This window comes from Mesorhizobium zhangyense, from assembly GCF_011045115.1.
GTDB lineage: Bacteria > Pseudomonadota > Alphaproteobacteria > Rhizobiales > Rhizobiaceae > Mesorhizobium_M > Mesorhizobium_M zhangyense.
Genome location: NZ_JAAKZG010000002.1, coordinates 540257 through 565029 on the forward strand (window position 1 = coordinate 540257; position 24773 = coordinate 565029).

General features: G+C 60.7%; 25 protein-coding genes. 15 read left to right on the plus strand and 10 right to left on the minus strand.

What is annotated here, in order from left to right; all coding sequences use genetic code 11:
- Window positions 1-47: 47 nt before the first annotated feature.
- Window positions 48-1727: an electron transfer flavoprotein-ubiquinone oxidoreductase gene (locus G6N74_RS06140; RefSeq protein ID WP_165115393.1), complete on the plus strand. Its 1680-nt coding sequence runs from the start codon at window positions 48-50 to the stop codon at window positions 1725-1727.
- Between the two features lie 143 nt (window positions 1728-1870).
- The gene (locus G6N74_RS06145) at window positions 1871-2467 is read left to right on the plus strand and encodes a DUF922 domain-containing protein (protein WP_246245657.1); all 597 of its coding nucleotides are present in this window, start codon (window positions 1871-1873) and stop codon (window positions 2465-2467) included.
- A gap of 10 nt (window positions 2468-2477) precedes the next feature.
- On the opposite strand, the gene G6N74_RS06150 is transcribed toward G6N74_RS06145, so the two are convergent.
- The 4 genes from G6N74_RS06150 to G6N74_RS06165 all read right to left on the minus strand — a co-directional run bounded on the left by G6N74_RS06150 (window position 2478) and on the right by G6N74_RS06165 (window position 5597).
- Window positions 2478-3509 (minus strand): endonuclease/exonuclease/phosphatase family protein, encoded by a 1032-nt coding sequence (locus G6N74_RS06150; RefSeq protein ID WP_165115395.1) that lies wholly within the window; start codon window positions 3507-3509, stop codon window positions 2478-2480.
- Window positions 3510-3633: 124 nt separating this feature from the next.
- Window positions 3634-5136 (minus strand): AMP nucleosidase, encoded by a 1503-nt coding sequence (locus G6N74_RS06155; protein ID WP_165115396.1) that lies wholly within the window; start codon window positions 5134-5136, stop codon window positions 3634-3636.
- A gap of 69 nt (window positions 5137-5205) precedes the next feature.
- A complete protein-coding gene (locus G6N74_RS06160) occupies window positions 5206-5400 on the minus strand; it encodes a hypothetical protein (RefSeq protein ID WP_165115397.1) in 195 nt (64 codons plus the stop codon).
- A gap of 32 nt (window positions 5401-5432) precedes the next feature.
- On the minus strand, window positions 5433-5597 hold the full coding sequence (locus tag G6N74_RS06165; RefSeq protein ID WP_162931644.1) for a hypothetical protein: 165 nt from the start codon (window positions 5595-5597) through the stop codon (window positions 5433-5435).
- 171 nt (window positions 5598-5768) lie between these two features.
- On the opposite strand from G6N74_RS06165, the gene G6N74_RS06170 reads away from it, so the two are divergent.
- Window positions 5769-6473: a glutathione S-transferase family protein gene (locus tag G6N74_RS06170; RefSeq protein ID WP_119819058.1), complete on the plus strand. Its 705-nt coding sequence runs from the start codon at window positions 5769-5771 to the stop codon at window positions 6471-6473.
- Window positions 6474-6533: 60 nt separating this feature from the next.
- On the opposite strand, the gene G6N74_RS06175 is transcribed toward G6N74_RS06170, so the two are convergent.
- Window positions 6534-6875 carry a DUF2147 domain-containing protein gene (locus G6N74_RS06175; RefSeq protein WP_165115398.1) on the minus strand — a complete coding sequence of 114 codons (342 nt, stop codon included), beginning with the start codon at window positions 6873-6875 and terminating at the stop codon, window positions 6534-6536.
- A 445-nt stretch (window positions 6876-7320) separates the two neighbouring features.
- Between G6N74_RS06175 and G6N74_RS06180 the strand changes: the two genes are divergently transcribed.
- Window positions 7321-7587 carry an SEL1-like repeat protein gene (locus tag G6N74_RS06180; RefSeq protein WP_165115399.1) on the plus strand — a complete coding sequence of 89 codons (267 nt, stop codon included), beginning with the start codon at window positions 7321-7323 and terminating at the stop codon, window positions 7585-7587.
- 323 nt (window positions 7588-7910) lie between these two features.
- On the plus strand, window positions 7911-9029 hold the full coding sequence (locus G6N74_RS06185) for an ABC transporter substrate-binding protein (RefSeq protein ID WP_165115400.1): 1119 nt from the start codon (window positions 7911-7913) through the stop codon (window positions 9027-9029).
- A gap of 84 nt (window positions 9030-9113) precedes the next feature.
- Here the strand turns inward: G6N74_RS06185 and G6N74_RS06190 are convergent, their stop codons facing one another.
- From G6N74_RS06190 to G6N74_RS06200, 3 genes are read right to left on the minus strand one after another with little or no spacing between them, the layout of a single operon-like run.
- Window positions 9114-11189, minus strand: coding sequence for an acetyl/propionyl/methylcrotonyl-CoA carboxylase subunit alpha (locus tag G6N74_RS06190; protein ID WP_165115401.1), 2076 nt, complete (start codon window positions 11187-11189; stop codon window positions 9114-9116).
- A 22-nt stretch (window positions 11190-11211) separates the two neighbouring features.
- Window positions 11212-11730, minus strand: a complete 519-nt coding sequence (locus G6N74_RS06195; protein WP_165115402.1) for a DUF1993 domain-containing protein — start codon at window positions 11728-11730, stop codon at window positions 11212-11214.
- Between the two features lie 53 nt (window positions 11731-11783).
- Entirely contained in the window at window positions 11784-13391 is a 1608-nt protein-coding gene (locus tag G6N74_RS06200) for a carboxyl transferase domain-containing protein (protein WP_165115403.1), read from the minus strand.
- Window positions 13392-13630: 239 nt separating this feature from the next.
- On the opposite strand from G6N74_RS06200, the gene G6N74_RS06205 reads away from it, so the two are divergent.
- On the plus strand, window positions 13631-14023 hold the full coding sequence (locus G6N74_RS06205; RefSeq protein ID WP_165115404.1) for a hypothetical protein: 393 nt from the start codon (window positions 13631-13633) through the stop codon (window positions 14021-14023).
- Between the two features lie 17 nt (window positions 14024-14040).
- On the opposite strand, the gene G6N74_RS06210 is transcribed toward G6N74_RS06205, so the two are convergent.
- Window positions 14041-15204 carry an isovaleryl-CoA dehydrogenase gene (locus G6N74_RS06210; protein WP_165115405.1) on the minus strand — a complete coding sequence of 388 codons (1164 nt, stop codon included), beginning with the start codon at window positions 15202-15204 and terminating at the stop codon, window positions 14041-14043.
- On the minus strand, window positions 15185-15814 hold the full coding sequence (locus tag G6N74_RS06215) for a TetR/AcrR family transcriptional regulator (protein ID WP_165115407.1): 630 nt from the start codon (window positions 15812-15814) through the stop codon (window positions 15185-15187). Before G6N74_RS06215 ends, G6N74_RS06210 begins: the two co-directional genes overlap by 20 nt.
- Window positions 15815-16109: 295 nt before the next feature.
- Between G6N74_RS06215 and G6N74_RS06220 the strand changes: the two genes are divergently transcribed.
- The 9 genes from G6N74_RS06220 to G6N74_RS06260 all read left to right on the plus strand — a co-directional run bounded on the left by G6N74_RS06220 (window position 16110) and on the right by G6N74_RS06260 (window position 24720).
- Window positions 16110-18188 (plus strand): TonB-dependent siderophore receptor, encoded by a 2079-nt coding sequence (locus G6N74_RS06220; protein WP_165115409.1) that lies wholly within the window; start codon window positions 16110-16112, stop codon window positions 18186-18188.
- Complete coding sequence (locus tag G6N74_RS06225) at window positions 18188-19408, plus strand: MFS transporter (RefSeq protein ID WP_246245658.1); 1221 nt, start codon at window positions 18188-18190, stop codon at window positions 19406-19408. The genes G6N74_RS06220 and G6N74_RS06225 overlap by 1 nt, the downstream gene beginning before the upstream one ends.
- Window positions 19409-19672: 264 nt before the next feature.
- Complete coding sequence (locus G6N74_RS06230; protein ID WP_165115411.1) at window positions 19673-20755, plus strand: ABC transporter ATP-binding protein; 1083 nt, start codon at window positions 19673-19675, stop codon at window positions 20753-20755.
- 8 nt (window positions 20756-20763) lie between these two features.
- Entirely contained in the window at window positions 20764-21834 is a 1071-nt protein-coding gene (locus G6N74_RS06235; protein WP_165115413.1) for an ABC transporter ATP-binding protein, read from the plus strand.
- Between the two features lie 2 nt (window positions 21835-21836).
- Window positions 21837-22703, plus strand: a complete 867-nt coding sequence (locus G6N74_RS06240) for a carbohydrate ABC transporter permease (RefSeq protein ID WP_165115415.1) — start codon at window positions 21837-21839, stop codon at window positions 22701-22703.
- A 1-nt stretch (window position 22704) separates the two neighbouring features.
- Window positions 22705-23634 carry a carbohydrate ABC transporter permease gene (locus G6N74_RS06245; protein ID WP_165115417.1) on the plus strand — a complete coding sequence of 310 codons (930 nt, stop codon included), beginning with the start codon at window positions 22705-22707 and terminating at the stop codon, window positions 23632-23634.
- A complete protein-coding gene (locus G6N74_RS06250; RefSeq protein ID WP_165115419.1) occupies window positions 23634-24071 on the plus strand; it encodes a hypothetical protein in 438 nt (145 codons plus the stop codon). The genes G6N74_RS06245 and G6N74_RS06250 overlap by 1 nt, the downstream gene beginning before the upstream one ends.
- Window positions 24071-24436: a hypothetical protein gene (locus tag G6N74_RS06255; RefSeq protein WP_165115421.1), complete on the plus strand. Its 366-nt coding sequence runs from the start codon at window positions 24071-24073 to the stop codon at window positions 24434-24436. Before G6N74_RS06250 ends, G6N74_RS06255 begins: the two co-directional genes overlap by 1 nt.
- Entirely contained in the window at window positions 24433-24720 is a 288-nt protein-coding gene (locus tag G6N74_RS06260) for a DUF2160 domain-containing protein (protein WP_165115423.1), read from the plus strand. The genes G6N74_RS06255 and G6N74_RS06260 overlap by 4 nt, the downstream gene beginning before the upstream one ends.
- Window positions 24721-24773: the final 53 nt, after the last annotated feature.

Genomic DNA, 24773 nt, shown 5'->3' on the forward strand with positions numbered 1-24773 from the left:
AGCCAGCAAGAATTGCCTGATGGGCAAAAGCCAGTGCGGAGGTTTGGATGAGCGAGATCGAACGCGAAAGCATGGAATTCGATGTGGTCATCGTCGGCGCAGGGCCGGCTGGCCTTGCCGCTGCGATACGGCTGAAACAGATCAATCCAGAGCTTTCCGTCGTCGTTCTCGAAAAGGGCGGTGAGGTTGGCGCGCATATTCTTTCGGGCGCTGTCGTCGATCCGATCGGCATCGACCGCTTGCTGCCCGGTTGGCGCGAGGAAGAGGGCCATCCCTTCAAGACCGCAGTGACCGACGACCATTTCCTGGTGCTTGGACCTGCCGGGTCGGTCCGCCTGCCGAATTTCCTGATGCCGCCGCTGATGAACAATCACGGCAACTACATCGTCTCGCTCGGTAATGTCTGCCGCTGGCTGGCCGGTCATGCCGAAGCGCTGGGCGTCGAGATCTATCCGGGCTTTGCCGCTGCCAGCCTGACCTACAACGATGCCGGCGCGGTGACCGGCGTCATCACCGGCGACATGGGCGTCGAGCGCGATGGCTCGCATGGGCCTGCTTTTGCGCCCGGCATGGCGCTGCTCGGCAAATATGTGCTGCTGGGCGAGGGCGCGCGCGGATCGCTCTCCAAGCAGGTCATCGCCAAATACAAGCTTGATGAGGGCCGCGAGCCGGGCAAGTACGGCATCGGCCTCAAGGAACTGTGGCAGGTCAAGCCGGAGAACCACAAGCCCGGTCTGGTGCAGCACTCCTTCGGCTGGCCGCTCGACATGAAGACCGGCGGCGGTTCGTTCCTTTATCATCTGGAAGACAATCAGGTCGCCGTCGGCTTCGTCGTCCACCTGAATTACAAGAACCCCTATCTGTCACCCTTCGAGGAATTCCAGCGCTTCAAGACCCATCCGGCGATCCGGGGCGTCTTCGAAGGCGCCAAGCGCATTTCCTACGGCGCACGCGCCATCACCGAAGGCGGCTGGCAGTCGGTGCCAAAACTCTCTTTCCCAGGCGGCGCGCTGATCGGCTGTGCCGCAGGTTTCGTCAACGTGCCGCGCATCAAGGGTTCGCACAACGCCGTGCTTTCGGGCATGCAGGCGGCCGAACATGCGGCAGCCGCCATTGCCGAGGGCCGTACCAATGACGAACTCGTCGGCTATGAGAACGAGTGGCGCGCCTCCGACATCGGCAAGGATCTGAAGCGCGTGCGCAACGTCAAGCCGCTGTGGTCGAAGTTCGGCACCATCATCGGCGTTGGCATCGGCGGCCTCGACATGTGGCTGAACACGCTGTTCGGCGTCTCGCCTTTCGGCACGCTAAAGCATGGCAAGGCCGACTATGCCACCCTCGAGCCCGCTGCCAAGCACAAGAAGATTGCCTATCCCAAGCCGGACGGCGTCCTGACCTTCGACCGTCTGTCTTCCGTGTTCCTGTCCAGCACCAACCATGAGGAAGACCAGCCGGTCCATCTTCAGGTCAAGGACATGGCCTTGCAGGAGCGCTCGGAGCATGACGTTTTCGCCGGCCCGTCGACGCGCTACTGCCCGGCCGGCGTCTACGAATGGGTCGACAAGGATGGCAACGCTGCCGCCGACCCGGCGGAGAAGGATGTGCGCTTCGTCATCAACGCGCAGAACTGCGTCCACTGCAAGACCTGCGATATCAAGGACCCGAACCAGAACATCAACTGGGTGCCGCCGCAGGGCGGAGAGGGTCCGGTTTATACCAGCATGTGACGGTCATATTTCGGTGACTGTGGGAAACCGCCGTAAATGACGGCGGTGCGAACGGCGCAACATGAATTGTGCCGTTATGGTTCACAAATTGTTGAAATCGCCTTGGCGATGTGCTTGGCTTGGCTCCTTGCTGGAGCAAAGCCATGCGTTGTGTTGGAGTAGCAGTGCTTGCCGCCCTTTTCGGCCTCACCAATGCCGCCTCGGCGGGGTCGAACGTAGTCGTCATGAAGGAAAACTACACGATCACCGGCAAGACCGGGGAAGAATTGCTTGCAGCCATGAAGCGAACCGGTCCCAAGAAGGGCTATATGGTGCATGCCATGGCGCAGACACGCTACTCGCTTCGCTGGAACACCAGGTGGGATAAATCAGGCGGCGGATGCCGCGTGACGAACCCAGGCGCGACGCTTTACATCACGTATCGCTATCCCTGGGTGAAGGGCGGGATGTCGCCCGACCTGCAGAAACGCTGGGCGAGATTCATGGACAGCGTGCGCACGCATGAAGAAACGCACGGTCGCATCGCTCGCGAAATGGTCGATGCCGCGGAAAAAGCCGTGGCGGATATCGCCAACGACAATGATCCCGATTGTTCGAAATCCACTCTGGAGCAACTGCGCCGAGTTCGCGGCGTCCAGGCCGAGTACGAGGGCAGGCAACGGCAGTTCGACGCCAAAGAACATCACTATGGCGGCAATGTCGATGGCATGCTGGCATTGCTGACTGCCAAGCAGAAATAAGGTTCGGACGTCAGCCGTTCGGCAGGCCGGGCTTTCCGGCGGAGACTGTCGCGGTAACCGCCTCCTGCTCTTTTTCAGTCGGCTTGAGCGAGAATTCCACTAGCACGGGCAGGTGGTCCGAGCCCGCTTCTTCCAGCGTGTGGGCGGAATTCACGATCACGTCGCCCTTGTGAAAAACCTGATCAATTGGCAGTCCGGCAAAGCGGAGAAACTCCGGCAGCCGCCACGACTGCCATGTCGGCCCCACCGACGGCACCATGGTGAGATCGCCGAGTTTTCCGACGCGTGCGGTCGCGGCACTCCACGGCGTCGCGTTGAAATCCCCGGCTAGCAATGCGGTGCCGCCAAGCTGCGACAGCGGCTCGGCCACTGCCGTAATCTGCCGTGACTGTTCGAACGGCCACGGCCAGCCGAGGTGAAGTGCGGCCACCTCCACCGTCTTGCCGCCAAAATTGACCGGGGCGACGGCGAACGACCCGCGTTCGAAGCAATTCGCCTGGGCACCGTCGGCCATCGGCCGGCTCGACAGGATCGCGACGCCGAAGACGCGGTTGGGATAGGGGCAGATGATGCTGTAGGGATATGCCGACGACAGCAGCGCCAGCTTCTCCTTCCACATGTCGGAAACTTCTTCCAGCGTCACCACGTCCGGCCGGAGGCGTCCGATCAGCGACAGCACCTTGTTCGGCTCGGCATTGTTGTAGCGAAGATTGAGCTGCAGCAATTTATAGGTCGGCTGCTCGTCGCTCTTGGGCTGGAAGCCGCCGGCGTGCACCGTACCGAGACCGAGGGAACTCGATGTCGTCGCGAAAGCTGCAACCGCCAGCAGCAATGCTGCCCCGCCTTCCTTCCGATACGCGCTCGCAAGCAGGGGAAGTGCTGCAATCGCCATCAGTACGGCAAGATGAACGCGAAAATGAGCGAAGGAATCGAAAACCGGGTGCAACCTTCCGAAGAAGCCGGCAATCAGGGGCAGCGAAAGCACGAGGACGGCGACGAACGCCCCCGTGGCCAGCTTGTTTCGAATGTCGTTTGTGCTCATTCCCGTCCTTATCGACAAGAATGCGGCTCATTCAAGATATGCAATCGGGCGAGGCCCTTCGCCCGGGTGGATTATCGCAATTTTTCTTTAGGTGGCGTGGCCGAGACCTTCCGGTCTCAATTTCCTACTGAAATGCCGTCTCCGAAAAACTGCGAAGCTTGCGCGAATGCAGGCGATCCATCGGCATCTCGGCCAGCTTCTCCATCGCCCTGATGCCGATGGTGAGATGCTGGGCCACCTGCCGCTTGTAGAATTCGCTGGCCATGCCGGGAAGTTTCAATTCGCCATGCAGCGGCTTGTCGGAAACACAGAGCAGCGTTCCGTAGGGCACGCGGAACCGGAAGCCGTTCGCCGCGATCGTGGCCGATTCCATGTCCAGCGCGATCGCCCGTGACTGCGACAGCCGCTGAACCGGTCCGCGCTGGTCGCGCAGTTCCCAGTTGCGGTTGTCGATGGTCGCGACCGTGCCTGTGCGCATGATGCGCTTGAGTTCGTAGCCTGAAAGCCCGGTCACCTCGGCAACCGCTTCCTGCAACGCCACCTGGATTTCGGCCAATGGCGGAATGGGAACCCAGACCGGAAGGTCGTCGTCAAGCACGTGGTCCTCGCGCACATAGGCATGTGCGAGTACGTAGTCGCCCAGCGCCTGCGTGTTGCGCAGTCCAGCGCAGTGGCCGAGCATCAGCCAGGCATGCGGCCTCAGCACCGCGACATGATCGGTGATCGTCTTGGCGTTGGACGGGCCGACGCCGATATTGACCATGGTGATGCCGGCATGGCCGGCCTTCTTCAGGTGATATGCCGGCATTTGCGGCATGCGCGGGGGCGTCGCGCCCTCGGATGGCCTGTTTTCCCCGGCTTTGGTGATGACATGGCCGGGCTCCACGAATTCTTCGTAGCCGCCGCCACCGCTAGCCATCAGGTCCCGCGCGTAGACGCAGAACTCGTCGATGTAGAACTGGTAGTTCGTGAACAATACGAAATTCTGGAAATGGTTCGGTGCCGTCGCCGTGTAGTGCGACAGGCGGTGCAGCGAATAGTCGATGCGCTGCGCGGTGAATGGCGCGAGCGGCCGCGTATCGCCCGGCAAGGACTCGAAGGTGCCATTGGCGATATGGTCGTCGGTACCGTCGAGGTCCGGCACATCGAACAGGTCGCGGATCGGGCGTTTGATGCGGTCCGCAATCGATCCATCGACATGGGTGCCTTCAAGGAATGCAAAATGCAGCGGGATCGGTGTTCCCGATTCCGATACGGTGATCACCACGCCATGGTTTCGCATGATCATGCCAAGTTGCTCGAGGAGATAGCTTTCGAACAGGTCGGGGCGGGTGATGGTCGTCGCATAGTGGCCCGGCAAGGGCATATGTCCGTAGGCCTGGCGGGAATCGACCTGCGTGTAGGAAGCCGTCGTTACCCCGACTTCGGGGTAGAAGGCGCGATATCGCCTGTTTAGATCACCGCCATTTGCAAGGGCGGTGAAGGAGTCCCGCAAAAATGCGGTGTTTCGGCTGTAAAGGAATTGGAGTGCCGCAACGGCCTCGTTGGCATCGTTAAAGCTATGCAGCCCGTAAGGTTCCGGGCTGGCAATCAATTCAATGGGTTCTGGGTAGATTCTCTTTTCCATGACCCAATATAGAGAGTTCTTCCAACCTTGGGAGGGGGACGACTGGGTCAGCCTGCACTTTTTTATTGGTCAGCCGCGCTGCAGGCTCAGGAGCAGGACGAACCCAGCGCCGACCTTCTTGTGTGCCGGGGCTTCGATCGTCGTGCCGGTCGAGCCGCGGGCTGCAGGAACGGCCAGCACCGGGGCTGCCAGCATGGCCAGGATGAGCGCCGCCCGCGGCAGGAGCCGAAGGGTATTCATCGAGGTGGCGGCGATCTTGTTCATGGACGTGGCGCTTTTCTGGTGCGGTGGTCTGGTTACGGACGGAAGCTTGTGATGCAGGTCGGATCGTTCGAGCAGAGCCTGGTCATTCCCTGTTCCCAGGACCGGGTCGATCGGTTTGCCTGCGCAACCAGGATGGAAAAGGTCATTCCGAACAGGGTCATCAGCAGGCAGACTATGGTGAACCGGCGAGCAAGCATTGGGTGTCTCCTTCAATGACGCGGAGAATGCCCGAGCGCGGCTGAACGACCTCTGAGACGGGCGTTCATCTTCGGTTCAATTTTATTAATCGACGTGTTCGGTTTGTTGGCTTGTGTTTCGCCGCTGTCTGCCTATGTGCTGAAAGCATTCCCGAAACGGAGAACCCTCTCATGACGACGCAGACCAAGCCGATCGAACTCCACTATTGGCCGACACCCAACGGCTGGAAGATCACGATCATGCTTGAGGAACTCGGCGTTCCCTACACGGTCAAATATGTGAACATCGGCAAGGGCGAGCAGTTCGAGCCGTCATTCCTGAAAATCGCACCCAACAACCGCATGCCGGCCATCGTCGATCCCGAGGGACCCGGCGGCGAGCCGATCTCCGTCTTCGAGTCCGGCGCGATCCTGCAATATCTCGGCCGGAAATTCGGCAAGTTCTACCCCGCCGACGAGCGCCTGCGCGTCGAGGTCGATCAGTGGCTGTTCTGGCAGATGGGTGGTCTCGGGCCGATGGCAGGCCAGGCGCATCATTTCCGGCAATATGCACCGGAGAAGATCCAGTACGGCATCGACCGCTACACAAACGAAGTGAACCGGCTCTATGGTGTCATGAACAAGCGCCTTGCCGATCGCGAATTCCTCGCCGGCGATTACTCGATCGCGGACATGGCCAGCATCGGCTGGGTGAGGCCCTATAAGAACCAGGGCCAGGAGATCGAGGATTTCCCGAATCTGAAGCGCTGGTTTGATGCCATTCTGGCGCGGCCCGCCGTCCAGAAGGCGATAACTGTCGGTGAAGATCATCGGCGCAATCTCGCCGACGACAAGGAAGCTCAGAAGGTGCTTTTCGGGCAGAAAGCCCGCGCCTGACGTTTTCAGCACACCGGCGCAGGATACTCCCTGCGTCGGTGTGCAAAATCCTGGAAAAGCTTAAAGCTTCGACCAGACCTGCGTCTTGCAGAATATCTTGAGTGCGCAGCCGGTCATGTTGAGCTTCGCGCCTGAAAGCGTTCCCGATCCGGAATAGGTCTTGTCGTCAGCCGGGTCGGTGATCGAGCCGGAATATTGATTGCTGCCGCTGGCGCTCATCTTGCCGATCGACTTGCCGGCATATTTGCCTGTCTTCAACGTGATGCAGAAGCCGCCGCCGCAGCTGGCGATCGCCGCCGTGTCGCCGCTCTTTGTCTTCCAGTTGCCTTCGATCGGATCGGCATAGGCCGCACCGGCCATCAAAAGCGTCGCCGCAATTGCCATGCTCATCTTACGAAACATCGATGTCCTCCCTTTTTGAGCGTCTATCGGTCCGGCCTGCTCTCTCCCGCCATTCCGCCGTTTACGCAAACGTAAGCTAATCCAGTCGCTGGAAAAACAAAAGCGGTGTCCTTGCGGAAGGAAAGCAGGTTTTTTGCGGTGGCAAAACGGCCCCCAAGAGGTCGATTTTCATGTTCCTCTCTCATGCGACCGGTTTTCGTGGTTACGGAAGGGTTTCCGTCAACCGCTTGCATTTTCTTCAAATTTTCTGAGAAAGCCCGGAATTCCCGCATCCCTATCCTTAACAAATCCAGCCATTTACCTCTTGTTTGAACTTTGTTTGCGCCAAATTAAGCACGTGATTTAACGACGGATTCAAGGCTCAGGTTCATTCTTCGAAGCATCGGAAGAGCAGCCCAGGACGACAAAAGAGGCGGGCTTCCAGCAACGGACAGGGACCTTCGAAATGGCACGTTTTGAAATGCTTGAAGCCGGGTTCGGCACGATGGGAACAACCGCCCAGGCCGATATCCTTTTTGAACTGGGTATGATGTATGCGACCGGCCGCGACTGTGAAGTCGACACCATCGCCGCCCACAAATGGTTCAACATCGCCGCGATCAAGGGCTCGGCCCGCGCCGCGGAACTGCGCTCCGAACTTTCGTCTTCGATGTCGAAGCTCGAAATCGCCAGGGCCCTTCGCGAAGCTCGCGAATGGATGACCATGCACTGATCGTGCAGGCCAGGATATGAATTCAAGGGCTCAAGCCGCGCAGACGGCTGGGTCTCAATAGAAAGAACGCGGCAGCTTGGAGGCGGGCCAGCCGCGCATGTCGAAAACGGGCGACTACAGCGTTTTGCGGTAAAACAGGGACCGCAATGCGAAACCAGCAAAAGCCGTGACCGGTGGAAACACACTGGCGCGGCTTTTTCATTTTTCCACGATCTTTTCAACTGGCCTTGCCGGATCGCCGATCTGGCGAGTGGCCTTTGCCATTCGCCTGCGATATCAGATTGCCTTTCGGCGTCGAGGGCGACGCCGTGGAGGAAACGAAAATGATCAAGAAAACACTTCTGGGCGCGGTCTTTGCCGGCCTCATGATGTCAGCGTCGGCTTACGCTGACGACATCACCTTTGCTGTCGTCGGTCCGATGACCGGCCAGCTTGCCAATATCGGCGACCAGTTCCGGCAGGGTGCCGAAGCTGCAGCCAAGGCGATCAACGAAAAGGGCGGCGTTATGGGCCGCCAGATCAAGATCTCGGTCGAGGACGACGTCTGCGATCCGAAGCAGGCCGTGTCGGTGGCAAACCGCATCGTTGCCAACAGCATCATGTTCATCGATGGCCACGCCTGCTCCGGCTCCAGCATTCCGGCCTCGGCCGTCTATGCCGAAAGCGGCGCGCTGATGATGAGCCCGGCTTCGTCCAACCCGGTGCTGACTGACGACGCGGCAGCGAAGGGCTGGCCGACGATCATGCGTCTCTACACGCGTGACGACGCGCAGGGCGCCTTCATCGGCCCGTGGATTGCCAAGAAATACGCCGGCAAGAATGTCGTCATCCTGCACGACAAGAGCGCCTACGGTCAGGGCGTGGCGGATGCCGTCAAGGCGACCATGAACGAAGGCGGCCTCAAAGAGGTCATGTATGAAGGCATCAACGCCGGTGAGAAGGACTATTCCGCGCTGGTGACCAAGATGAAAGAACTGAAGGCCGACGTGGTCTATTTCGGCGGCTATCACCCCGAAGCAGGCCTGATGCTGCGCCAGTCGGCCGAGCAGGGCTTCAAGTTCCAGCTGATCATGCCGGACTCGATCGCCTCGCCGGAATTCTGGCAGATCGCCGGCCCGGCCGGTGAAGGTACCATGTTCGTCTTCCCGTCCGACCCGCAGGCAAAGCCCGAAGCCAAGGAAGCCGTCGAGAAGATCAAGGCCGGCGGCTTCGTGCCGGAAGGTTTCACCCTGTTCTCCTACGCGACCATCCAGGCGTTCGCGCAGGGCATCGAGCGTGCCGGCAGCGACGACCCGATGAAGGTCGCCGAAGCGCTGAAGAACGGCCAGCCGATCCAGACCGTGGTCGGCGACGTCACCTTCGACGAAAAGGGCGACCTCAAGAACGCCAGCTACGACATCAACCAGTGGCACGACGGGAAGTACGCGCCGATCGCGCAATAAATACCTATCGGACAGATGCAATGAAAATGGCCGGGGTTGTCCCGGCCATTTTTGTTTGAAGGACGCACAAAGGCTGAGACAGCTCTAAGCTCCTGCCTCTTCCAGAAATCGCACCAGCACGGTCCCATCAGTCACCTGCGAGCCTTCCTCCGCGATCTCTGCGATGATGCCGTCATGCGGTGCGGCGATGGTGTGCTCCATCTTCATCGCCTCCAGGATGAGCAGCGGCTGGCCTTTGATCACGGCATCATCCTTCCTCGCCCGAACCACCTTGACCAGACCAGGCATCGGCGCGCGCATGGAACCGCTGCTGCCGGCATCCGCTGCATGCGCGAAGGGGTCGGGAACGACGAAGGTGAAGGCGTGGCCAGCTTCGAAGACGGTGATGTGGCCGGGCCAGCGGGTGAAGGCGCGGCCTTTCTCCCCCCTTGAGGGGGAGATGTCGCCGAAGGCGACAGAGGGGGTTACATCAGAAGGCACCGCCCCAACGTCGAGCACTGCCGCAGCGACCCCACCCCGATCCGCTTCGCGGATCGACCCTCCCCTCAAGGGGGAGGGATGCGCCGGTGCGTCCAACTCCACCGCCACTCGCCCGTCCCGCTTCACCAAAACGCTCGCCGCAAACTCCTCCTCGCCAAACCGAAGCGTCGTCCGCCGCGCCAGCGGATGGAAATGCGAATAGCCCGCGAGTGCCGACCACGGATCGTCGGTCTGCTGCTGCTCGCCCATGCCGGACGCAGCGAGTGCCGCCAGCGCGATCGTGCGACTGTCCGGCACAGCCGTCACCGTCAATGCCGCCTGCTTGCGGTCGATCAGGCCGGTATCGACATCGCCGCTGGCAAAATCCGCATCCGCCGCCAGCGCCGCCAGAAACGCGACATTGGTGACCGAGCCGGCAATTTCCGTAGCCTTCAGCGTCTCGCCCAGCGCATCCAGCGCCGCCTTGCGGTCAGCTGCATGCACCACCAGCTTGGCTATCATCGGATCGTAGAAGGGCGAGATCGCATCGCCCTCACGCACGCCGGTCTCGACGCGCATTTCCGCACCCGCTGGTGCTGCCGCAGGAAAGCCGAGACGGTGCAGCGTGCCGATGGCCGGCAGAAAACCCTTGGCCGGGTCTTCGGCATAGATGCGCGCCTCGAAGGCATGGCCGTCGAGCTTGATCTCGGATTGCGTCTTCGGCAGCTTTTCGCCGGCCGCGACCCGCAACTGCCACTCGACCAGATCGACGTCGGTGATCATCTCGGTCACCGGATGCTCGACCTGCAGGCGCGTGTTCATCTCCATGAACCAGAAGCGGTCGGGCTTGAGCCCTTGCGAGGCATCGACGATGAACTCGATGGTGCCAGCACCCGAATAGCTGATCGCTTTTGCCGCCTTCACTGCCGCGTCGGTCATCGCCTTGCGCATCTCGGCGGTCATGCCGGGGGCAGGGGCTTCCTCGATAACCTTCTGGTGGCGGCGCTGGGCCGAGCAATCGCGTTCGAACAGGTGCACGGCATGGCCGTGATTGTCGCCGAACACCTGCACCTCGATGTGGCGCGGCTTGTCGACATATTTTTCCACCAGCACGCGGTCGTCGCCGAAGGCGGCCTTGGCCTCGCGCCGCGCGCCCGACAGCGCCTCGGCAAAGTCTTCCGGACGCTCGACCTTGCGCATGCCCTTGCCGCCACCGCCGGCACGCGCCTTGATCAGGACGGGATAGCCAATCTCGCGCGCCTTGGAGGCGAGGATGACGATTTCCTGGGCTTCGCCGTGATAGCCCGGAACGACCGGCACGCCGGCCTTTTCCATCAGCCGCTTGGCTGCGTCCTTCAGGCCCATCGCGCGGATCGACGCTGCCGATGGGCCGATGAAGACGAGGCCGGCCGCCGTCACCTGATCGACGAAAGCCGGGTTCTCCGAAAGAAAACCATAACCGGGGTGGATGGCCTCGGCGCCCGTCGCCATGGCGGCGGCGATGATCTTTTCGCCGCGCAGATAGCTTTCACCGACGGGCGAGGGGCCGATATGCACCGCCTCGTCCGCTTGCGAGACGTGAAGCGATCTGGCATCGGCGTCGGAATAGACCGCGACGGTGGCAATACCCATGCGCCGCGCCGTGCGGATGACCCGGCACGCGATCTCGCCGCGGTTGGCAATCAGGATTTTGGTGAACATGGCGATCCCTCGGAGCCGGCGTCTATGAACGGGGGGTTCCGCCGGCAAGAAAGTCCGTCTTGCCGAGTGGAACGCCCTTGTGCCGCAGAATGGCGTAGGCCGTCGTTACGTGGAAATAGAAGTTGGGCAGCGCAAAGCTCAGAATGTAGCTCGTGCCGGTGAAATCCAGTGTCCGTGTTCCGGCCTTGAAGCTCACCGCGGCGGCCTCGCGGCCATCCATGCTGTCGGGTGCGACAGCGCCGAGATAGTCGATCGTGGCCGCGATGCGGGCCTGAAGATCGGCGAGGGAAACTTCGTTGTCCGCCATCGGGCGCGGCTCAATCTGGCCTACGCGCACTGCCACGAAACGGGCCGTATCCGAGGCGCGCTGTATCTGGCCGGTTAGCGGCAGCATGTCGGGAAAGAGCCGGGCGGTGGTCAGCTCTTCTTCCGCGATTCCCTGCTCGGCAGCATAAGCTTCGCCTTTCCGCAGATTGTGCGACAGGTTTTTGAGCGCCGTGATGAAGACAGGTATCGAAATGTCGTAGAGAGAAAGGGACATGGTATCTCGCGGTTCTGTTGATGGTGTCGATGCTGCGGCGCGTGAGGCTGTCGTCACATCCTGAACACGCCGAATTTGGTGTCCGCCACCGGCGCATTGAGCGCAGCACTCAAGGATAGCGCCAGCACTTCGCGCGACCGCGCCGGGTCGATGATGCCGTCGTCCCACAGGCGCGCCGACGAATAGAGCGGCTGGCCTTCATGCTCGTATTTCATCAGGATCGGCTTGCGGAATTTCGCTTCTTCTTCCGCCGTCCATTCGCCGCCCTTGCGCTCGATGCCCTCGCGCTTGACCATGGCAAGCACGGTTGCCGCCTGCTCGCCGCCCATCACCGAAATGCGCGCGTTCGGCCACATCCACAGGAAGCGGGGCGAATAGGCGCGGCCGCACATGCCGTAGTTGCCGGCGCCGAACGAGCCGCCGATGATCATCGTCACCTTCGGCACCTGCGCGGTGGCGACCGCCGTCACCAGCTTGGCGCCGTCCTTGGCGATGCCGCCGGCCTCGTATTTGCGTCCGACCATGAAGCCGGTGATGTTCTGCAGGAAGATCAGCGGTATCTTGCGCTGGCAGCACAGCTCGATGAAATGCGCGCCCTTCAGCGCGCTTTCAGAAAACAGCACGCCATTGTTGGCGATGATGCCGACCGGCATACCGTAGAGATGGGCAAAGCCGGTGACCAGCGTCGTGCCGTAGTTCTGCTTGAACTCGTCGAACTCCGAGCCATCGACGATGCGGGCAATGACCTCGCGCACATCATAGGGCTGGCGGATATCGGCGGGAATGACGCCGTAGATCTCATGCGGATCGTGAAGCGGTTGAATCGGTTTCTGTAAGTTCAGGCTTACGTTCTTGTTTCGATTCAGGTTTTTGACGATGCGCCGCGTGATCGCCAGCGCGTGCTCGTCGTCCATGGCGTAGTGGTCGGCCACGCCCGACTGGCGCGTATGGACCTCGGCGCCGCCAAGGTCTTCGGCGCTCACATCCTCGCCGGTCGCAGCCTTCACCAGCGGCGGGCCGCCGAGAAAGATGGTGGCCTGGTTGCGCACCATGATGGTTTCGTCCGACATCGCCGGTACGTAAGCGCCGCCTGCCGTGCACGAGCCCATGACGCAGGCGATCTGCGGAATGCCGGCCGCCGACATGTTGGCCTGGTTATAGAAGATGCGGCCGAAGTGGTCGCGGTCGGGAAACACCTCGTCCTGGTTGGGCAGGTTGGCGCCGCCGCTGTCGACCAGATAGACGCAAGGGAGATTGTTCTGCATGGCGATTTCCTGCGCCCGCAGATGCTTCTTCACGGTAATCGGATAATAGGTGCCGCCCTTCACGGTGGCGTCGTTGACGACGATCATCACCTCGCGGCCCTCGACGCGGCCGATGCCGGCGATCATGCCGGCGGCCGAAATATCGCCGTCATACATGTTCCACGCGGCGAACTGGCCGACCTCGAGAAAGGGAGAGCCGGGATCGATCAACTGGGCGAGGCGCTGGCGCGGCAAAAGCTTGCCACGCGAGACATGGCGCTCCCGCGCTTCCTGCGAGCCGCCAAGTTCGACGGTTGCGGCCTTCTCGGCAATGTCGCCAACAAGCTCGCGCATGCGCGCGGCATTGGTTTTGAAGGCGTCGGAGGCGGGGGAGATGTTTGAGGTAAGGGCGGGCATGAAGACCTGCTTTATGAAAAATCTTGATCAGGCAAGGGAAAGCGTGTAGATGCCCGCTCCCCGCCCAGGCGGATCGTATCGTATCCTCGAGGAGATGACCAATGAGACGCATCCATATGCGCCCTCTGAAAAGTCTCCCTTCGGCAGAGGCCTAGAGCCGCCGAAGGCGGCATTTCTGCACCCTGAATATCTCGAAATTTGAGAGGAACGCGCTGCGCGTAAGCGGCGCGGCGATCACCATGTATGTGCGGTTCGTGACGCCGCTCATCCATCCGGCGAGCCGGGTGGAGGCCGGCTTTTTTCAGGCGTCCTGGTACCTCTACCGGAACGGCTGTCCTTATTGGATTCTGGACGAACTGGAGCATCAGTTCGATTGGTTCAACTTGCACTTGCCGGTGCCAAAGCAAATTGGCCGGCATTTCAAGCGGCGCAATTCGATCTGGGGTATTTGCTGGTTCGATCCGGATGCTGCGGAGGCGATTAGCCGGGCGCGTTATTGCGCATGGCTGATCGAGGAGGGCGGCTTGCCCGTTCGCAGCATCCGAACAGCCGGCGAACGTGAGCTCCTCTGGAAGGATTCGCACCAGATCGTCACCAAGCCAACTGTCGATCTGCCGAAGGCCTTTCAATGATCTGGCGGAGGGCGTCATCACGCGCCCTCCGCCATGATCTCCCGCCCGATCAGCCACCGTCGAATCTCGCTCGTCCCCGCGCCGATCTCGTAGAGCTTGGCGTCGCGCAGCAGGCGGCCGGTGGCGTAGTCATTGATGTAGCCATTGCCGCCAAGCAGTTGCAGCGCATCGAGCGCCATCAACGTCGCCTTTTCGGCGGCAAAGAGGATGCAGCCGGCCGCGTCCTTGCGGGTCGTCTTGCCGCGGTCGCAGGCGGAGGCCACGCCATAGACATAGGCACGAGCGGCGTTCATCGTCGTGTACATGTCGGCCAGCTTACCCTGGACGAGCTGGAAATCGCCGATAGCCTGCCCGAATTGACGCCTGGTCTGCACGTAAGGCACCGCGACATCTAGACATGCCGACATGATGCCGAGCGGGCCGCCGGCAAGCACCGTGCGTTCATAGTCCAGCCCCGACATCAGCACCTCGACGCCGCGTCCCTCCTGTCCGAGCACATTGTCGAACGGCACGTCCACATCCTCGAAAACGAGTTCGCCGGTGTTGGAGCCGCGCATGCCCAGCTTGTCCAGCTTCTGTGCCACGGAGAAGCCTTTCATCTTGCTCTCGATGATGAAGGCGGTGATGCCGCGTGAGCCCATTGTCGGTTCGGTCTTGGCGTAAACCACCAGCGTGTCGGCATCCGGCCCGTTGGTGATCCACATCTTGTTGCCGTTGAGCACGAAACGGTCGTTGCGCTTATCGGCCCGCAGGCGCATCGACACGACATCCGAACCCGCACCCGGCTCAGACATGGCAAGCGCGCCAACCTTCTCGCCGGAGCAAAGCGCAGGCAGGTATGTCTCCTTCTGCGCCGTGGTTCCCCAGCGATTGATCTGGTTGACGCAGAGATTGGAATGCGCGCCGTAGGACAGGCCGACCGAAGCGGAAGCGCGAGAAATCTCCTCCATGGCCACGACATGCGCCAGATAGCCCATGCCGGTGCCGCCGAAATCCGGGTCGGCGGTCATACCGAGCAAGCCGAGCGCGCCCATCTCTTCCCACAGATGCGCGGGAAACTCGTTGGAGCGGTCGATCTCGGCGGCTATCGGCGCGATCTGCTCCTGCGCGAAGCGGCGCACCATGTCGCGCAGCGCATCAATGTCCTCGCCGTGCCCGAAATCAAGCGTGTGCGCGTACATGGGTGTTCTCCCTGGCGTTTTCCGCGCCTGTCAGGCGCATTGTCATTGCGAGATAAGTCTCGGCTACTTCTTCCACCGAAAGCCGCTCGCCCGGGCGGAACCAGACGATCACGCCGGTGAGCATCTGGATGATGGCGATCGCCGTCAGTCCGGTGTCATCGATCACGAAGGTCCCGGCCTCCGCGCCGTCGCGCAGGATCTGGCGCAGCTCCTTTTCGTAAGCCGTGCGCAGGCGCAGGATTTGCGTGAGATTATCGCGCGAAAGGGCGCGCAGTTCCATGTTGGAGACATGGGTGGCGTGCCGGCGCGCGACATGAAAATGGATATGGTTGCGCACGAAAGCGGTAAGGCGCTCGCGTGGATCGGCGTTGGCCGGTCGCGCGGCCTCCCATGCGGAGAGCAGCCCGTCCATATGTTCGCATAGAAGCGTGAAGAGCAAATCCTCCTTGGTCGGGAAATAGCGGTAGAGCGCGGCAGCCTGCACGCCGACTTCTGCCGCAAGCTGGCGCATCGATACAGCCTCATAGCCGAAACGGGCCATGAGGCTGATTGCGGCCTCGCGTATTGCCGCTTCCGTCCTGCCGCCATCTGAACCAATCGTGCGGGCCATAGCTTTTTGCTTTTTCCAGCGTGAGAAGCCGATAATAAAACGAACGTTCAATTAATTCAAGGGGTGACGGCGGTCGAGGGTTTCTTTGTTCCTCTACCTGCTCAGGGAGGTGTTTTGGACGACTGTTGAATTACAGCCACACCAAGGATGCGGTTCGCCAGGAGAGGAATTCCAGGTACGGAATATTACTTGACTCTAACACTCATATTTGTGACCGGCTGACACGCGAATTTCGCGCATTGCTTAATTATGGAGTGTGAGTGTGCAGTTGGGGCCGAGAACATATCGTCTGAGAATGCTGCTTTTGGGAGGCGCAGCCATTTTCGTTTCAAATCAGGGCGCCTATGCGCAGGAGGATCAGAATGCGATCGTCCTCGACGCGGTGACGGTGGAGGCGCAGAGCAACGAGATACTGAAACAGGAAGGCTATGTCGCCAAGCAGGACCGTATCGGCACCAAGACGGATACGCCGATCGCCAAGATCCCGCAGGCCATTTCGACGGTTACGCAGAAGCAGATCGAGGATCAGGAGCCGCGCACGCTGAACGAGGCTCTGAGCTACACGGCCAGCGCCAACCCCAACAGCTTCGGCTATGATACGCGCAACGATGCTTTTTTCCTGCGCGGCTTTCCGGCCTACTACAACGGCATGTTCCGTGACGGCTTGCGCCAATACAATGCGCCGACGGCGATGTTCAAGACAGAGCCCTACGGCCTCGAGGGCATCACGATCCTCAAGGGACCGGCCTCCTCGCTCTACGGCGTCAGCGGCCCCGGCGGCATCGTCAACCTTGTCACCAAGCGGCCCAAGGAAGAAACCTTTCGCGAGGTCGAGGTTCTTCTCGGTGAGAACAATCGCTACCAGACCGGCTTTGATTTTTCCGGCAAGGCCAATGAGGATGGAACGCTTCTCTATCGCCTGACGGGTCTTGGCCGGGATTCCGATACCTTTCTTGAAGGTTACTCGGATGACAAGCTTTACATAGCTCCGGCGCTCACCTTCAAGCCGGATGAAGACACCAAGCTGACAATCCTCGGTGAACTATCGCGCACCAAGACGGGTGGAACCGCATTCTTCTACAATCCGGCTCCGGGCGAAGTTTCCGACCTCTATGAAGGCGACCCGGCTTACAACGACTACACTCAGGGGCAGGGCCGTATCGGATACGAATTCGAGCATCGGTTCAATGACCTGCTGACGGTGCGTCAGAACCTCCGTTATTCCAAGGCTGATGCGGATCTTGAGTACAGCGGACACTATCCAGTTGGAGCAGACCTCGCCCGCTACTGGGGCCACTACAAGGAGAACGTCGCAACCTTCACCGTCGACAATATGGCCCAGTTCACCTTTGATACCGGCCCTGTCAGTCATGTCGCGATTGCCGGCATCGATTACACCTATGCCGATTACGATTCTGCCGGCGCGGTCTCATATGTTTCTGCGGACGATATCAAGAACATGCCGCTGGCCTTCGCCGGCAGCCAGAAAATGAGCAATGTCGGTGTCTATGCCCAAGACCAGCTTACCTGGGACGCGCTTACGTTGTTCGGCAGCGCACGCTACGACTGGGTCGATACCAAGGCTGTTAACACGTCTGAAGTCGAGACCAGCCAAAAGGATGGACATTTCTCCGGCCGCATCGGCCTGTCCTATGAGACGCCGTGGGGCCTGATCCCCTATCTCAACTACTCAAGCTCTTTCGCACCCAATATCGGCTTCGTGTCGGCGGAAGGCACCAATATTCGTAGCGCTGCCAAGCCTACCGCGGCTGAGCAGAAGGAGATTGGCGTCAAGTACCAGATTCCGGACACCAACCTGCTGATCAGCGCCGCTCTGTTCGATATCAAGCAAAAGGACGGCGTTGTTTACGATGGAACTTTCGACGAGGATGGCCAGCAGCGTCAGCGCCAGCTCGACCTCCATTCGCGCGGCATCGAGCTTGAAGCCAACGCGTCCTTCGACAACGGCTTCGGCCTGATCGCCTCCTACACGCATCTCAAGATGACGATCGACAAAGGTTTGGCAGACACCGAGGGCAAGGAGCTTTCGGCGACGCCGAACGACATCTTCTCGCTCTGGGGCAACTACCAGTTCAATGACGGTCAGTTGGCCGGTCTCGGCCTGGGCGCTGGCGTGCGCTACGTCGGTGAGAGCTTCGGCAACGACCAGAACACGATCGACAATGAAGACCGTGTCTTTGTCGATGCGGCCCTGTCTTATGACTTCGGCAAGCGCTTCGACAATCTCGAGGGCGTAAAACTGCAGATCAATGCCAAGAACCTCTTCGACGAGCGCAAGGTGATCTGCAGCGCCGGCAACTGCTACCGTGACGAAGGGCGCTCGATCATGGGCAGCCTGCGCTACCGCTTCTGATGCTGAAAAAGACCGACACCGGTATCGCGTCGTCGTCCCCGGTCGCCATTTTCATGGCGATCGGTGGGCTCTACGTCGCGCAAAGCGTCATCGGCGGAATCACCTGGGCAGGCCTGCCGGCTGTAATGCGTGACCAGGGCATGCCGCTCGACCATATCGGGCTGCTGTCGCTGATCGCGCTGCCCTGGGCGTTGAAGTTCCTATGGTCGCCGGCGATCGAGCGGTTTCGCCTGCCGCCAGTGGGGCGCAATCGCTCCGGCACCATCGTCCTGATCGGCGGGCTTATCTCGGTGGCGGGTCTTTTTGCGGTTGGCGCGCTGGGGCCGGGAATGCTGTTTCCGGTATTGGCCTGCCTGACCGTGGTGGCTTTCGCCGCCTCGACGGTTGACATTGCCTGCGACGGCTATGCCGTCGAAAGCCTTTCGAGGGAAAATCACGGCTGGGGCAATGCCGCGCAGGTTGGCGGCGCTTATTTCGGTTCGGCGATAGGGGCTGGGCTGTTTCTCGTCATTGTCGACAGGTATGGCTGGCAGGCCGGTGTCTGGACGATGGCGGTGTTGCTGATCCTGCTTGGATTGCCGTTTATGCTGCGCGCCAGAAGAGCTACGCTGGTGGAAACGCGCGAGCATGTGCCGTCGCTTGGCTCCGCGCTGAAGCGGCCGGAAATACGCAAGGGCCTGCTGGCAGCGGCGGTCTATGTCATCGCGCAAAAGGCTGCGCTCGGCATGGTCGGCCCGTTCTTGATCGATGCCGGGCTGGATCTTACCACCGTCGGGCTGCTCAACAGCGTCGGCAGCATGTTCGTCGGCCTTGCGGCAGCACTCCTCGGCGGTGCGCTCATCAGGCTGTGGGGCATACGCGCCGTTCTGATCCTGGCGATTGTATTGCAGGCGGCGGCATTGTTCTTCTTTGCCGCTTTCCATCAGTTCGATGCCATGCCGAAGGCGGTGTTGATGGCCGTTTCGGTCGCCAGTTCGTCCGGCATCATGGCGCTGGGCTTCGTTGCGCTCTACGCGCAATTCATGCGCTGGTCCGATCCGAAACAGGCGGGCGTGGATTTCACGCTGTTCCAGTGCATGGATGCGCTGGTCAGCATGGTCGGCGGCATCGTCGCCGGCTATGTCGCACAATATCTCGGCTACGGCGTATTCTTCACCTGCGCCGGCGTTATCGCGATCGCCGCGATACCGGTCATCGCCATGGTTTCCGATCGCAACTAATTCGTCGGGATCATGCAGCGTCAGCTTTTCGCGGAGCGCTCCTTGGTGAGCGTCCCGGCGTCTGCGCTCTCATATTTCCAGCTTGTTTTCAGCCAGCCGGCGCGTCTCCAGCGCTCCGGCTGGCTGAACAACGCGCTGCGTCAACTGAACCGATATGCAATTCATTTGAGCCATTAACGAAACAAAAGCGAAAACGAATTGCAAAACGTTCGAAGATCAAACATGATCGAAAAATGGCCTGCCGCAGGGAGGAACGTGGCGACTATGCTTGAACTCAAAGGGGTAACGAAGGTCGTCGGCGCCGACACGCATATTAATGCGGTCGACCTGACGCTTCAGCATGCCTCCCTCAACGTGCTTCTCGGGCCGACGCTTTCGGGCAAGACCAGCCTGATGCGGCTGATGGCGGGTCTCGACGTGCCGACCTCCGGCTCGATCTGGTTCGACGGCGTGAACGTGACCGGAGTGCCGGTGCAGAAGCGCCGGATCGCCATGGTCTACCAGCAGTTCATCAATTACCCGGCGATGACCGTCTATGAGAACATCGCTTCGCCGCTGCGGGTTGCCGGTGTCGACAGCGCAAAGATCAACAAGGAGGTTCGCCGCGCGGCCGAGCTTCTCAAGCTCGCGCCCTATCTGGATCGCACGCCGCTTAACCTCTCAGGCGGCCAGCAGCAGCGCACCGCACTGGCGCGCGCCATCGTCAAGAATGCCGGGCTGGTGCTTCTCGACGAGCCGCTCGCCAATCTCGACTACAAGCTGCGCGAGGAACTGCGCGCCGAACTGCCCAAGATATTTGCCGAATCCGGCGCGATCTTCGTCTATGCAACGACGGAGCCGTCCGAAGCGCTGCTTCTCGGCGGCAACACCGCGACACTGTCGCAGGGCAGGGTGACGCAATTCGGCCCGACGATCGACGTGTTCCGCCGGCCGCGCGACCTGGTGACGGCCAGAACCTTTTCCGATCCACCGCTCAACACCATCGTACTGCGCAAGAGCGGAGCGAGCTTCCTGCTCGATGGCGGCGTCAACCTGCCGGTTCCCTCTGAGCTCAAGGGCATTGCCGACGCGACATACACAGTGGGCTTCCAGCCGCATCATCTGTCGCTGAAGCGTCCGAACCGCGAGGCGGTGTCGGTGACGGCCAAGGTGAAGGTGACGGAGGTGACCGGCTCGGAAAGCTTCATCCATCTCGACTTTGCCGACGTCCATTGGGTGATGCTGGCGCATGGCATCCAGGTGTTCGATCCGGACCAGACGATCGAGGTCTTCATCGATCCGCGTCATCTGATGGTGTTCGATGAGGCGGGCCGTTCTGCTGAAACGATACAAGCGCGGGCGGCTTAGGAGGGGTCATGGCAAGCATCGAACTCGACCATATCCGCCACGCCTACGCTGGGCCTTCGAAAGCAGCCACCGTCTACGCGCTGAAGGAAATCCACTACACATTCGAGGATGGCGGCGCTTATGCGCTGCTCGGGCCGTCCGGTTGCGGCAAGACGACCTTGCTCAACATCATCTCCGGGCTGCTGCACCCCTCGCATGGCCGCCTGCGTTTCGACGGCCGCGACGTGACCGAACTGTCGACGCAGGAGCGCAACATCGCGCAGGTGTTCCAGTTCCCGGTCATCTACGACACGATGACGGTCTACGACAATCTCGCCTTTCCGCTGCGCAACCGCGGAGTCACCGAGAGCGAAGTCGACAAGAAGGTTCGCGAGACGCTCAAGATGATCGATCTGGCGGATTGGGCGGACCGCAAGGCGCGCGGCCTGACTGCCGACCAGAAGCAGAAAATATCGCTCGGCCGCGGCCTCGTTCGCTCCGACGTCAACGCCATCCTGTTCGACGAGCCGCTCACCGTCATCGACCCGCATATGAAATGGGTGCTGCGCTCGCAGTTGAAGCAGCTTCACCAGCGCTTCGGCTACACCGAAATCTATGTCACGCACGACCAGACCGAAGCGCTGACCTTCGCACAGAAGGTGGTGGTGATGTTCGAGGGCGAGATCGTCCAGATCGGCACGCCGGCAGAACTGTTCGAGCGCCCGAAGCACACATTCGTCGGCTACTTCATCGGCTCGCCGGGCATGAATCTCATGCCGGTCGATATCCAGGGCAAGAATGCGCGGCTCGGCAGCCAGTCGATCGCGCTGCCGGGTGCGCCGAAGACCGCCGGAGAGAGCAAGCTCGAGCTCGGCATCCGCCCGGAATATGTACGGCTGGGCCGCGAGGGAATGCCGATATCGGTCACCAAGGTGGAGGACATCGGCCGTCACAAGATCGTGCGCGCTGAACTCGAAGGTCGCAGCTTGGCTGCGATCCTCGGCGAGGATGACGACATTCCGGCCGAGCCCAAGGTGCGCTTCGATCCGGCCGGGATAAACATCTACGCCGATTCCTGGCGCGTCGAGATGGGGGCATAGCCATGGAAAAGACCTTGAACAACAAGGCCTGGTTCCTGGTTCTGCCGGTGCTGGTGCTGGTGGCGTTTTCCGCGGTCATCCCGCTGATGACGGTCGTGAACTATTCCGTGCAGGACACCTTCGGCAACAACCAGTTCTTCTGGGCCGGAACCGAATGGTTCCAGGAATTGCTCGCATCGAGCCGGTTCTGGGCCGCGATTGGCCGCAACCTCGTATTTTCAGGGATCATCCTCGCAATCGAAGTGCCGCTCGGCATCCTCATTGCGCTGAACATGCCAAGGAAAGGCTGGGGCGTGCCGGTCTGCCTCGTGCTGATGGCGCTGCCGCTGCTGATCCCGTGGAACGTCGTCGGCACCATCTGGCAGGTCTTCGGGCGCACCGACATCGGCCTGATGGGCTACTATCTCAATGCGCTTGGCATCAATTACAATTACGTACAGAACCCGATCGACGCCTGGGTTACCGTCATCGTCATGGACGTCTGGCACTGGACGAGCCTCGTCGTGCTGCTCTGCTATGCCGGGCTGGTCTCGATCCCCGACGCCTTCTATCAGGCGGCAAAGATCGACGGCGCATCGCGCTGGGCGGTGTTCCGCTACATCCAGTTGCCCAAGATGCAGCGCGTGCTTCTGATCGCCGTGCTGCTGCGCTTCATGGACTCATTCATGATCTACACCGAGCCCTTCGTCGTCACCGGCGGCGGGCCCGGCAACTCCACGACCTTCCTGTCGATCGATCTGGTTAAGATGGCGCTCGGCCAGTTCGACCTAGGGCCGGCGGCGGCGATGTCGCTGGTCTACTTCCTGATCATCCTGCTTCTGTCATGGGTGTTCTACACCGTCATGACCAACTACGATTCGGGGCGCTGAGATGACGGGCGTGAACGAACGGACGACCAGCGCGCGGGAAAGCGTTGCCAGCGACAACGGCGCGGCAGGCGGGCTTTCCAGCAACCTGTCGAAGCAGGAGATCGAGCGCCGCATGCGTCGCCGGGGCGAGGAGTCGCGCTGGTGGTGGATCGTGCCGACGCTCTACATCATCTTTCTGCTGCTGCCGATCTACTGGCTCGTCAATATGAGCTTCAAGACCAACACCGAGATCGTGTCGTCGCTGACGCTCTATCCGCATGAGCCGACGCTACGGAATTACCGGATCATCTTCACCGATGCCTCCTGGTACTCCGGCTACATCAACTCGATCATCTATGTCGTCATGAACATGGTGATCTCGGTCGCGGTGGCTCTGCCGGCAGCTTACGCCTTCTCGCGCTATCGATTCCTGGGCGACAAGCACCTGTTCTTCTGGCTGCTCACCAACCGCATGGCGCCGCCGGCGGTGTTTGCGCTGCCCTTCTTCCAGCTCTATTCGGCTTTCGGGCTGATCGACACCCATATCGCGGTGGCACTGGCGCATTGCCTGTTCAACGTGCCGCTGGCGGTGTGGATCCTCGAAGGCTTCATGTCGGGCGTGCCGAAGGAGATCGACGAGACCGCCTATATCGACGGCTATTCCTTCCCGCGCTTCTTCGTGAAGATCTTCATGCCGCTGATCGCCAGCGGCATCGGCGTCGCCTGCTTCTTCTGCTTCATGTTCTCATGGGTGGAACTGCTGATCGCCCGCACGCTGACGACGACGGATGCCAAGCCGATCGCCGCCGTCATGACGCGCACCGTGTCGGCCTCGGGCATGGACTGGGGACTGCTCGCCGCCGCCGGCGTGCTGACGCTGATCCCCGGCGCGCTCGTCATCTGGTTCGTCCGCAATTACATCGCCAAGGGCTTTGCCCTGGGGAGGGTGTGATGAATTTGGAAAACACAGATAGCGAGTTGCAGATGGCTGGGCAAAGGCCCGGGCGCAATTGGTTGCTGTCAACGATAGGAGTGTCCTTGTTGCCTGCTGTTGTGCTTTTCGGAAGGCAGCTTGTCTCATCTGGCTCGATCGATAGTGCCGCCGCGCCAGCGTTCGTATTGGCTTCGGTGGGAACGTTTGTCGTAGGTGGCATCTTGTTTCCAATCGTCGCAGCGTTCCTATTCTTTGACATATTTACGGCCGAGGATTCCGTTGTTCCGCTATTCGCACATGGCGGCATTTTTGCCATCGTCATACTGACGCTTGCCTTCGCCGGGCGTATCAAGCTGCGGAGCAGCCCATTCGTCGTTGCGGGTGTGACCGCAGGCCTTTGGGGTGCAATCATTTCTCTCAATTGGGCTGTCATCCATGCCCTGGGGAGGGTGTGATGGACGCCATGAAACCAAACGAAAAGTCGATTGAGTTGAGCGAGTTGAAGGCGCTGACCAACCGGCTTTTTGAATCGCTCGAGCATGCCGGCGTCGATCGCATCCCGGTGACGCAAAATCAGTATTGGACGGTCTTTGTCTCAGAAGCATTCGGATCGGCTGAGCCACCACAGGCAACCATGAGCGATGTTCTCGATGATCTGGCCGATCTGAGGTCGGAGGTCACGGACGAAGACCAGGAAACGACACTCATCGCATGGCATGCGTTCGAGCACCTGTCTGGATTGATGAAGTTCGTCGCTCACGCCGATCTTGACGGCAGCTTGACCGCGCCTCTGGCTAATTCGGGGGTGCCGCGCCCATGAACGTCGATTTCTCATGGATGGCCTGGACCTGGCCGACCGCTGCGTTCTTCGCAACGATCTTCCTGATGCTCGTCGGCATGGGCGTCTGGGAATATGTTTTGCCCGGCGGCAATCCGCGCGTCGGCATTCTGCGCTTCGAGACGACGCGCGGTGACCGCCTCTTCGTTTCGCTGCTTGGCAGCGCATTTATCCATATCGCATGGCTGGGCCTTGTTGGTCCCAACCTGTGGTGGGCTCTCGCTCTCTCCGTAGTCTACGCCGTGGGGGTGTTCCGCTACGTATAGAGGGGGAAATAGTCGGAACGACCGTATTCAGGCGGCCGCTCCAGGGAACTTTG